Source organism: uncultured Corynebacterium sp. (assembly GCF_902782855.1).
Taxonomy (GTDB): Bacteria; Actinomycetota; Actinomycetes; order Mycobacteriales; family Mycobacteriaceae; genus Corynebacterium.
On record NZ_CACZOO010000005.1, the window covers coordinates 1 to 10,386 of the forward strand.

Annotated in this window: 13 protein-coding genes; 10 read left to right on the forward strand and 3 right to left on the reverse strand. The window is 70.4% G+C overall.

Going from position 1 to position 10,386, the window contains the following annotated elements; all coding sequences use genetic code 11:
- Both QZV72_RS00135 and QZV72_RS00140 read left to right on the forward strand, forming a co-directional pair.
- On the forward strand, positions 1–331 hold a 331-nt coding region (locus QZV72_RS00135; protein WP_297003874.1), incomplete at its 5' end, for a molybdenum cofactor biosynthesis protein B.
- A complete protein-coding gene (locus QZV72_RS00140) occupies positions 328–522 on the forward strand; it encodes a hypothetical protein (protein WP_297003875.1) in 195 nt (64 codons plus the stop codon). The genes QZV72_RS00135 and QZV72_RS00140, both read left to right, overlap by 4 nt.
- Positions 523–560: 38 nt before the next feature.
- Here QZV72_RS00140 and mscL read toward each other — a convergent pair whose 3' ends face one another.
- Positions 561–1,025 carry a large-conductance mechanosensitive channel protein MscL gene (mscL, locus tag QZV72_RS00145; protein WP_297003876.1) on the reverse strand — a complete coding sequence of 155 codons (465 nt, stop codon included), beginning with the start codon at positions 1,023–1,025 and terminating at the stop codon, positions 561–563.
- A 43-nt stretch (positions 1,026–1,068) separates the two neighbouring features.
- The gene (locus QZV72_RS00150) at positions 1,069–1,698 is read right to left on the reverse strand and encodes a 5-formyltetrahydrofolate cyclo-ligase (RefSeq protein ID WP_297003877.1); all 630 of its coding nucleotides are present in this window, start codon (positions 1,696–1,698) and stop codon (positions 1,069–1,071) included.
- Positions 1,699–1,871: 173 nt separating this feature from the next.
- Here QZV72_RS00150 and QZV72_RS00155 point away from each other — a divergent pair, with 173 nt between their 5' ends.
- The 6 genes from QZV72_RS00155 (at position 1,872) to QZV72_RS00180 (ending at position 7,455) form a co-directional block, all read left to right on the forward strand.
- The gene (locus tag QZV72_RS00155) at positions 1,872–2,819 is read left to right on the forward strand and encodes a UTP--glucose-1-phosphate uridylyltransferase (RefSeq protein ID WP_297003878.1); all 948 of its coding nucleotides are present in this window, start codon (positions 1,872–1,874) and stop codon (positions 2,817–2,819) included.
- A gap of 78 nt (positions 2,820–2,897) precedes the next feature.
- A complete protein-coding gene (glp, locus tag QZV72_RS00160) occupies positions 2,898–4,181 on the forward strand; it encodes a gephyrin-like molybdotransferase Glp (protein ID WP_297003879.1) in 1,284 nt (427 codons plus the stop codon).
- A gap of 7 nt (positions 4,182–4,188) precedes the next feature.
- On the forward strand, positions 4,189–4,827 hold the full coding sequence (locus QZV72_RS00165; protein ID WP_297003880.1) for a GNAT family N-acetyltransferase: 639 nt from the start codon (positions 4,189–4,191) through the stop codon (positions 4,825–4,827).
- Between the two features lie 156 nt (positions 4,828–4,983).
- Positions 4,984–6,216, forward strand: coding sequence for a gephyrin-like molybdotransferase receptor GlpR (glpR, locus tag QZV72_RS00170; protein ID WP_297003881.1), 1,233 nt, complete (start codon positions 4,984–4,986; stop codon positions 6,214–6,216).
- A 34-nt stretch (positions 6,217–6,250) separates the two neighbouring features.
- Positions 6,251–6,661: a DoxX family protein gene (locus QZV72_RS00175; RefSeq protein WP_297003882.1), complete on the forward strand. Its 411-nt coding sequence runs from the start codon at positions 6,251–6,253 to the stop codon at positions 6,659–6,661.
- An 11-nt stretch (positions 6,662–6,672) separates the two neighbouring features.
- On the forward strand, positions 6,673–7,455 hold the full coding sequence (locus QZV72_RS00180; protein ID WP_297003883.1) for a zf-HC2 domain-containing protein: 783 nt from the start codon (positions 6,673–6,675) through the stop codon (positions 7,453–7,455).
- An 11-nt stretch (positions 7,456–7,466) separates the two neighbouring features.
- On the opposite strand, the gene QZV72_RS00185 is transcribed toward QZV72_RS00180, so the two are convergent.
- Positions 7,467–9,011 (reverse strand): dolichyl-phosphate-mannose--protein mannosyltransferase, encoded by a 1,545-nt coding sequence (locus tag QZV72_RS00185; RefSeq protein ID WP_297003884.1) that lies wholly within the window; start codon positions 9,009–9,011, stop codon positions 7,467–7,469.
- A 49-nt stretch (positions 9,012–9,060) separates the two neighbouring features.
- Between QZV72_RS00185 and rsmI the strand changes: the two genes are divergently transcribed.
- Both rsmI and QZV72_RS00195 read left to right on the forward strand, forming a co-directional pair.
- Entirely contained in the window at positions 9,061–9,996 is a 936-nt protein-coding gene (gene rsmI, locus QZV72_RS00190; protein ID WP_297003885.1) for a 16S rRNA (cytidine(1402)-2'-O)-methyltransferase, read from the forward strand.
- Positions 9,997–10,094: 98 nt separating this feature from the next.
- The coding region (locus tag QZV72_RS00195; protein WP_297003886.1) for a class I tRNA ligase family protein at positions 10,095–10,386 on the forward strand (292 nt) is incomplete at its 3' end.

Here is a 10,386-nt window from a genome sequence, read left to right on the forward strand (position 1 = left end):
GGCCAGCGTCCGTCAGGCCCTGGAGACCGCCGTCATCGGCGGCGCCGACCTGGTGATCACGGTGGGCGGGACCGGTGTCGGTCCCCGCGACCTCACTCCCGAGGCGACGCGGGACGTCCTGGACCGTCGGATTCCCGGCCTCTCCGAGGCGCTGCGGTCCTCCGCGCTGGCCTGCAATGCGACGGATGCCGGTCTCTCCCGCGGGGTCGCCGGGGTTTCCGGATCCACCGTCGTGGTGAATCTGGCGTCCTCCCGCGCCGCGATCCGTGACGGCATGGCAACCCTGTGCCCCCTGGCCCGTTACATCATCGGCGAGCTGAACCAGGCGTGACCGGGGATTCAGCGGCGCGGCGGCGACGGCGTCGGACCGGCGTCCTCGGTCAGCAACACCGGGCGGCGGGGCTGTCCCGGGGAACCGGGGCACTGTGGGACCCCCGGTCGTCGCAGGATGCGGGCACCGGGGGGCGGGGGGCCGGTTTCAGCGAGGAGTTCTGGCGGGAGGAACGTCCACCGCACTGGTGAGGTCTCCTCGACGCGCCCCGGGGAGGGCGGTGGGAAAGCTATTCGGCGGAGTGCCGGCCTGAATCGGTGTCGCGGTCCGTGGCGGGTGCGGCGGTACCGGTACCGGCCTGCGCGGCGAGAAGGTCGCGGATCTCGATGAGCAGATCGGTCTCCGAGGCCTCGGCGACCTCCCCGGCATCCTGACCCTTGCGCTTGGCGGCGGCCTCCGACACCTTGTTGATCGGCAGCACGATGATGAAGTACACCACGGCGGCGATGATGAGGAAGTTGATCACCGCGGAGATGATCGCGCCGAAGTCGATGGTGGTCGAGGCGTCGCCGGCCTTGATGCGCCAGGCGAGGCCTTCGACGTCACCGCCGCCGCCGAGGGCGTTGATGAGCGGCTGGATGAAGTTGTCGGTCAGTGCGGTGACAATCGCCGTGAACGCGGCACCGATGATGACACCGGTGGCGAGTTCAATGACATTGCCCCGCATGATGAAGTCTCTGAAACCCTTGAGCATTGGGATCCTCCTCGGAAGGGGTAGTAGGGGTCAGCAGCCGAGACTACCGCCTGCCGTGTCTGCCCGGGAAGATTCCGGTGTCGGTCACCACCGCGTCCACCGTGATGTCGAGTTCCGTCGCCGGGACGTCGAGACCGTACTCCTCATGGTCCACGACGGCTATCAGTCTGCCACGCGACGTGGTCCCCGACCGGGGGGAAGCGAAGGTCCGGTCATAGTAGCCGCCGCCCTGGCCGAGGCGGGCACCGTCGCGGCCCACGGCCAGTGCCGGGACGATGACGGTGCCGACCCGCGTGAGGACTTCGGCGGTGTCCACCGGGGCGTCCCCGTGGTCCGGGACCGGTTCGCGGATGCCGAAGTCCCCGGTACGGGTGTGCGCCCCGCCCCGCCACCGTGTCCATTGCAGGGGGCGCCCCGGTCCGACCACCACCGGAAGCCAGACTGTGCGTCCCGTGGCGGCGAGCCGGGCGGGCAGGTCGGCGCCGCCGGGTTCGCCGGGCAACGGGGCGAAGGCGGCGACGGCGGCGACGGCGGCACCGTCGCGCCGGTCCAGTTCATCGACCAGGCGGGCGAGGATCCTCCGGTCCCGGGCGGCGCGTTCCGGTTCCCGGAGAGCGCGTTCACACCGGATCCGGGTACGCAGTGCCCGTTTGGTGTCAGCTGTGTCGTCCATACCTGTGCAGCGTAGTCGGCGCGGTTCACCCGGGAGCGGAGCACCGGGAACGGAGCATCGGGGGTGGTCGCCGGGGGATGGGGCACAGACGTCCGGCGGACACACTCTCGTTTCGGGGGTGTCCCGGCGGGCCCGCCACACCCGGAGCGGACATGACCGGTAGTCTTCTCCCCATGACTGTTGATGACTCTCTCCATGACGGGGGCCTGCGTACTGTCGTAGTGCCGGCCGCGGGCCTGGGAACACGGTTCCTGCCGGCGACCAAGACTGTCCCCAAGGAACTCCTCCCGGTCGTTGACACGCCCGGCATCGAACTGATCGCACGGGAGGCCGCCCAGGCGGGAGCTTCCCGTCTGGCGGTGGTGACGGCCCCCCGGAAGCAGGGGATCATGGCCTACTTCGACCGGGACGAGCTCCTCGAGTCGACCCTGGAGTCCCGCGGCAAGACCGAGCAGCTGGAGAAGGTCCGGGCGGTGAACACCCTCGTGGACGCCGTCGCCGTCAACCAGGACCGGCCGCTGGGGCTCGGCCACGCGGTGGGCTGTGCCGAATCCGCTCTCGACGGTGACGAGGACTGCTTCGCGGTTCTCCTGCCCGATGACCTTGTGCTGCCGTTCGGTGTGCTCAATGAGATGCTGGAGGTCCGGAGGCAGTTCGGCGGCACTGTGCTGTGCGGATTCGAGGTCCCCGGGGACGAGGTCTCCAACTACGGTGTCTTCGATCTCGCGGAGCCCGGTGACGGCGGCGCAGACCCCCGGGTCCGCCGGGTGCTGGGCATGGTCGAGAAGCCGGACGTGGAGGACGCCCCCTCAACCGTCGTCGCCGCCGGCCGCTACCTGCTGGACCGCACCATCTTCGATGCGTTGCGTCGTATCACACCCGGCAAGGGCGGCGAGCTGCAGCTCACCGACGCCATCGAACTGCTCATCACCGAGGGGCACCCGGTCCACGTCTTCATCCACCAGGGTGGACGCCACGACCTGGGCAACCCCGGCGGCTACATCCGCGCCTGTGTCGACTTCGCCCTCAACGACGACACCTACGGCCCCTCCCTGCGTCAGTGGCTGGGTGACCGCCTCGCCGCGGACGCCGTCAGCTACGCCGGGGTGTCCGCCGGATAACGGTGCTCTCTAGGATGGTGCAGGAGGTGGACGCAGCGTCCACCGGAACCCAGTCGGCCACAGGAAAGTTCGAGGACCGTGAAGAGCGTTGAGGAGCAGTTGGCGGCGGTGACCGCCGCCGCCGTGACCCCGGAGCCGGTGCGTACCGCCATTTCCGAGGCGCTGGGACTGCGCTGCGCCGAACAGGTCGAGTCCGGGAACAGTCTCCCCGGTTTCAACCAGGCCGCCGTCGACGGGTTCGCTGTCCGGGCGGTCGACATCCGGCAGATCCTCACCGCGGGGCCGATGTCCCACGACGCGACCGGGGACGGTCCGGACGCGGTGCCTGTCCCGCTGCTCCCGGTCGTCGGTGAGGTCACGGCCGGCTCCCACCGCCCGGTGCGTCTGCAGCCGCGGCAGGCGGTCCGTGTGCAGACCGGTGCCCCGCTGCCGACTCTGGCGGACGCGGTGCTGCCACTGGACTGGGCGACCCAGTCGGGGCGCCGTATCGAACCCCTCCACGGGGTCAGGCCAGGTCAGTTCGTTCACCGTGCCGGTTCCGATGTCCAGCCGGGTGACGTCGTCGTGGAGGACGGTGCCGTGATCGGCGCCGCCCAGGTCGGGTTGCTCGCCGCGGTGGGGCGTTCGAAGGTTCTGGTGTATCCGCGGCCTCGGGTGTCGGTGCTGTCCTTCGGCCCGGAACTGGTGGACATCGACCGCGATCCTGCTCTCGGCCAGGTGTTCGACGTCAACTCCTACGCCCTGGCCGCGGCAGGACGGGAGGCGGGGGCCGACGTCAACCGGGTCGGCGTCCTCGACGGTGAACCCCGTCGGTTGCGGGAGATCGTCGAGAGCCAGCTCATCCGCTCGGAGATCCTGGTGATCGCCGGTGGTGTGGGCGGGGCGTCCAGTGACCGTCTCCGGTCGGTCCTCGGGGAACTCGGGGACCTGGGTATCTCCCGTGTCGCGATGCATCCGGGTTCGGTGCAGGGCTTCGGCACCCTCGGTGCGGACCGCACACCGACCTTCCTGCTGCCGGGTAACCCCTCGGCGGCGCTGGTCTCTTTCGAGGTGCTGGTCCGGCCGCTGATCCAGATCCTCCGTGGCCGTCGGCAGACGACCCGGCGCACGGTGCAGGCCCGCACGATCGCTGCGATCGACTCCGCTCCGGGGCGCACCGGGTACCTGCGCGGTCAGCTCATGCGCGACCGCGGCACCCGGGAGTACCTCGTTGATCCGCTCGGTGCGGTCGGTGGTGGGGAACCGGTGCACCTGCTGGCCAGCCACGGGCAGGCGAACTGCCTCGTCGTACTGCCGGGGGACCGGACCCGGGTGGAACCGGGCGAGGTCGTCGACGTCATGTTCCTCGCGAACCGGTCGTGAGGCGACGGTGATCGACAGGCATCCGGGCTGGCCCGCCCGTACCCCCAAGGCGCGTTGCACCGCCGGCCAGGTGCAGCTGCGGCCGTTGCACCGCCGTGACGGGAAGCGCTGGTCGCGCTACCGGATCGCCGATGAGCGGCAGCTGCGGCCGGTCGAACCGACGGTTCCCGGTGACTGGCGGGAGGCCCATACCCCGCAGATGTGGCGGTCCACGGTGACCGGACTGCTCGACATGGCCCGCCACGGCGTGGTCCTGCCCTTCGCCATCGAGGTCGACGGGGAGTTCGCCGGGCAGCTCACTCTGGGGAACGTGCAGCATGGTGTGGTGTGCAGTTGCTGGATCGGCTACTGGGTGTACTCGGGCTACTCCGGCCGCGGGGTCGCCACGACAGCGGTGGCGCTCGGCACCGACCACGCGATGCGGCAACTCGGGATGCACCGGGTCGAGGCGACGGTGCTGGAAGACAACATGGCGTCCCGGACGGTGCTGGCCAGGTCCGGTTTCCGCGAGGAGGGCAGGCTCCAGCGCAACCTGCACATCAACGGTCAGTGGCGGGACCATCTCCTGGTCGCGCTGACCGTGGAGGAGACCGCCGGCGGGGTGCTGGCCGGACTGCAGAGCTCCGGGGTTCTGCCCGCACCGTGAGTCACGCGAGATAACACGTGTCACGTATTTTCTCCGGCGCGCCTGCTGACGTCCGTGGTGACGGACACGTACCCTCGGGGGCACCCTGTCAGTTGCCGGACCACCGTCCGGCGGTGACACAATGTCCGTGATCCCGGTGAGAGGAATACGTCCCCCGTGTCCAGCTCCCTCAGTTCCGTCATCCTCATCGGTGTGGTGTGGCTCCTCATCATCACCACACTGTTCGTCCGCCGTCACTCTCCGGTACGCCGGACGTCGAGGGCACTCTCCGAGACCCGGGTGGTGCACGAGGGCGGCACCGGGCTCGACCGCGTGCGACGGCGGCCGCTGCCCGCGGAGAGCCTCTACCACGCCGACCCGGACACCGATCTGGAACTGGTGGAGGCGGAGCCGGAGCAGGTGGTCATCGACGACACCCGTGACGATCTCCGGGACACCGTTCCACCGTTGTCCGTTCCCGCTGTGGTGGAGGGGGATGTCGTGGCCTACCGCACGCAGGACGACGTCGACACCGGTGAGTTCGTGCCCGTCGTCGCCGCGGTCGAGGCGCCGGTGGACGTGAACAGCGCCGCCGACCCCGCCGACCCCGCCGACCCTGCCGACCCTGCCGACCCTGCCGACACTGAGGGAGGTGCCGACAGTGCCGACACCGTCGCCGGGAACGCCGCACTTGTGGAGTTCACCGCAGACGCGGTCCCACCGGTGCACCGCTTCGCCGTGGTGGACGACGCCTACATCCGGGGTGGCGACATCGACGTGTCGGTCGGTACCGGTGAGGAGCCGGTGGCCGTCGACGGCACGGGGGCCGTCGGGCCCACCGGCGGCCCGGATGACGTCGGATGCGGCGCCACCGCCGACGATGAGGTGACCGAGGACGACATCGACTACGTCGCGACCCGCCGGGGCCGGGGCATTTACAATCCCGTGGCGTCCCGCCAGCTCGCTGAGCAGCGGCAGGCCCGCCGCCGGCGGGTCCTCATGGTCCTCGTCGCGGTCACCGTCCTCTCACTGATCGGTGCGGTCGCTGTCACCGGGGCACTGTGGACCGTGGTCCTCGTCGGCGGGATGCTGACCGTCGCCTACCTGTACTCCCTGCGCAAACAGACGTTGGCTGAGCGGGAGCTGCAGCACCGGCGTCTGGTGCGGATGCGCCGGGCCCGGCTCGGCGTCCGCAACACCGACGACCGTGAACTCGGCGTCCCGGACCGGCTGCTGCGTCCCGGTGCCGTGGTGGTGGAGAGCGATGACGCGGACCCGGAGTTCGCCGCGCTGGAGTACGCCGATGTCACCTTCACCGGCTACGACGGCGCGCCGGGGGGCCGCCGTGACCCGGCCACGGCAGTCGACGACCGGCCCGGTGACGGGGAGCCCACGGTCCGTGTGGTCTGAGACCGCAGCCCTGGCGGGGTAGGCTGACATCATCATGAACAACCCTGCGCTCAGAGACGCGGCCCTGTTCCTGCTGCGGCTGGTGCTCGGCGTCATCTTCATCGCCCACGGCTGGGACAAGGCTTTCGGCACCGGTATCGAGGCGACCGCTGGCCAGTGGAGCGGCCTGCACATCCCGCAACCCACCCTGTCCGCCTGGGCCGTCTCGATCGTGGAGATGCTCGGCGGCGCGATGCTGGTGGTCGGCCTGCTGACACCGGCCGCCGCGGGTGTCCTCGCTCTCGACATGGTCGCCGCGTTCTATTTCGTCCATCTGGACCACGGACTCTTCGTTACAGACGGTGGCTGGGAGATGGTGCTCGTTCTGTGCGCCGCCTGTGTCACGCTCGTCGTCTTCGGCTCGGGGCGGGTCAGCCTTGACCGGGCCCTGTCCCGGTTCGCTTAGTCGGGGGCGCCATGAAGTGTGAAGAGGCCCGCGCCGCCCTGTCCGCCCGGCTCGACGGCGAACCGGAGCCCGCGGGCACCGACCCCGACGCGGTGGACGCCCATCTGTCCGCCTGCCCCGAGTGCCGCGCCTGGTTCGCCGCGGCCGCGGATCTGAACCGTCGACTGCGGGTGGGCGTCGCACCGGCCGGGGCGCCCGGTGACGCCGGCGAGCTGGCCCGCCAGATGGCCGCGTTGGCGGAGACCGCTCCTGAGCTGTCCCACCGGCTACGCAACCGGTCCCTGCCGCTGGTGCTGTGCCGGGTGGCGATGGTGGTGCTGGCGGTGGCCTACATCGCCTGGTCGGTGGTGCTGCTGGTCAACTCCACGGGCATGCCGGACAACCCGACCGTGCCGGGTGCCGGCGGCGAGCTCGCGAACACCGGTGACCCGGATCTGACCCGGCTCTCGGTGGACGCCGCGACAGTCCGCCTGGCGCTGGCCGCCGGGCTGATCTGGGGGGCGTGGCGGCCACGGGCGGCACCGGGACTGCTGCCGGTCTTCCTCGCCCTGTGGGCGTTCGGGGCCGGTTTCTCCACCCGTGACCTGGTGCTGGGGTACCTCGACATGCCGACGGTCGCCGGGCTGCTGCTGCACCTGGCGTCCTGCGCGGCGGTGGTGGGGGTGTGGCTGGCCCGCCACCACGCGGTGAACCCGCTGCGGGACTCGCTGCGCGGTCTCGGGGCCCGTCCTGTGACGTACAGTGCGCGGGACGCCGAACGGAACTCGACCTGGCGTCCCGGCGACGGAGACTGACCGGGGCCGGATCAGGTCCAACCGGGAAGCCACATCCGCCACTGCCACTGCTGGTACGTCAGCGGCAGGCCGGTGTAGACCGGCAGGAAGAACAGGAACATCCACACCACCAGCATCAGGTAGACGACACCGAAGAGTTGGCCGGTGCGGGTCAACCACAGGTGGCGCAGTGCGGGGCGCAGGCCGGGGGAGGAGCGCACCGGGCGGTCGCCGGCGATGGACCAGCCGGCGAGCTGCCCCACAGCCAGGGAGAGGCCGATGACGAGGAACGGGGCGAGGTTCGTGGCGTAGAACAGGTACATCTGGCGGTCGATGTTGAGCAGCCAGGGCAGGAACCCGGCGAGGTACCCGACGACCGGCACCAGCCACATCATCTGCCGGCGCCGGAGAAGGCACCACAGGCCCCACAACAGGACCGGCACGGTGAGGAACCAGATCGCCGGGGTTCCGGTGAGCAGCACGACGTGCTTCATGCCGGAGCCGTCGGTCTCGCTGTAGTACAGCAGACCGCGGGTACTGGCGAGCCATTCCCAGGGTTTCGACTCCCACGGGTGGTGGTGCCCGTTGGAGTTGGTCAGCTCCTCGTGGAAGTCGAGGACTGAGACATGGTAGTAGAGGAAGTTCTGCCAGGAGTCCGGCAGCCACCCCAGTCCCCAGGCGTCGATCCGGTCGTTGCCTGCCTCGACCTCGTGACGGAAGACCCCGGTTTCCGAGGCGAACCAGGCACGCCAACTGAACAGGTACACCACGGCGGGCAGTATGACCAGGGACGCGAATGCGGGGACGCAGTCCCGGGTGAAGGTCCCGGCGGCAGGACGCTGCACGCCGAAACGTCGGCGCCGCCACCAGTCGACACCGACGACGGCGATGCCGAAGAAGGCGATGTAGTACAGTCCGGACCACTTCACCGCCAATGCACCACCGAGGGCAAGGCCCGCAGTGAACCGCCACCAGCGGTAGCCCGCCCGCGGGCCGAGGGGGGTCTCGGCGATCCGGCCCTCGGCGAAGACCCGCCGGAAGCTGGCCTCCATCTGTCCGTGGTCCCTGACCAGCAGATAGGTGGCGAGGATGACGAAGAAGGTCTGGAACTGGTCGAGCATCGCCGAGCGTCCGGTGACGAAGAGGATGCCGTCGCACAGGGCGAGCAGGCCGGCGGTCAGCCCCACCCAGTCACCGTAGCCGGTGCCGGACGCCAGCCGACGGGCTGTGGCCGCGGTCAGCAGGATGACGCCGATGCCCAGCAGCGCGACCGAGATCCGCCAGCCGACCGGGGTGTCCCCGAAGACCGCCATGCCGAGGGCCTCGAGCTGTTTGGCCAGCGGGGGGTGCACGACGAGACCGTAGGCGGGGTTGTCCTCGATCCCGGCAGAGAGCCCGCCGCGGAGGATCTGCCAGGACTGCGGGACATAGTGCTTCTCGTCGAAGACCGGGGTCCCCTTGTCCGTGGGGTAGCCGAGTTCCGTCAGCCGGGTGACCGCGCCGAGGAGGGCGAGGACGGAGAGGACCACCCACCACCGGGTCGGCCTGACCCTGTGGGCGGCAACGGAAGACTTCACAGGGCGCCATCCTAATAGGCGTGGGCGGGGGGCGTTAGAGTCGGAGGGTATGGAGACCACTGAGCTCACCGACCTGTTGGCCCGCGCCCTGTCCAGGGCGGCCGCCGACCGACCCTGCCCTCACGGCGGGATCATCCTCGCAGCCACGCCGCTGGGCACCGCGCTGGACGCCTCGGTCCGGCTCATCGACGCCCTCGGCAGCGCCGACATCATCGCTGCGGAGGACACCCGCCGTACCCGTGCCCTGGCGGACGCGCTCGGCGTGGAGATCACCGGGAAAGTCGTCTCGAACTACGACCACAACGAGGCTGAGCGGGCCACCGGGCTGGTCGAGAGCGCCGCCGGCGGGGCCCGTGTCCTCGTGGTGACGGATGCGGGGATGCCAGCGGTCTCGGATCCCGGTTTTCCGCTGGTACAGGCAGCGCAGGCGGCGGGAGTGCCGCTGACCTGCCTGCCCGGTCCCTCCGCGGTGCCCACCGCCCTGGCGTTGTCGGGGGTGGGGGTCGGGCACTTCGCCTTCGACGGTTTCGCCCCCCGCAAGGACGGCGACCGACGCCGCTGGCTGGAGACCCTGGTCGATGAGCGCCGTGCGGTCGCCTTCTTCGAGTCACCGCACCGGCTGGGCCGCACCCTGGACACCGCGGTGGAGGTGCTCGGGCCGGACCGGGAGGCCGCGGTGTGCCGGGAGCTGACGAAGACGTACGAGCAGGTGCGTCGGGCCCCGTTGGGGGAGTTGGCGCGGTGGGTGGCGGAGGCGACCGCCACGGCGGAGAGGGGCGAGGGGCCGGGGATCCGCGGTGAGATCACGGTCGTCGTGGCTGCGGCCCCGGGAGCGGGTCCCACTGACCCGGCGGAACTCGTCGGCCTCGTCGAGGAACAGGTGGCGTCCGGTATGCGGATGAAGGAGGCCTGCAAGGCTGTCGCTGAGGCCTACGGGGCGTCGCGCCGGGAACTGTACGAGGCGGTGCTCGAGAGTCGTCGCTGACGTGGACCGGGCGGGAACAGGAGCGACCGGACGGGACCAGGTGGGGAACCGGAGGGCCGGGGAACAGGGCTGACCCGTGATGCAATAGGCTGGTGCCCATGTCGACTCAAGGCCCGAAGCATGTCCTCACCTCCGTTGCCTGGCCGTACGCCAACGGCCCCCGCCACATCGGACACGTCGCCGGATTCGGCGTCCCCTCGGACGTCTTCGCCCGGTACCAGCGAATGTCCGGCAACGAGGTGCTGATGGTCTCCGGCACCGACGAGCACGGCACGCCGCTGCTGGTCCAGGCGGAGAAGGAGGGCGTCACCGTCCAGGAGCTCGCCGACCGGTACAACCGCCAGATCGTCGAGGACCTTGCCGGTCTGGGCCTGAGCTACGACCTGTTCA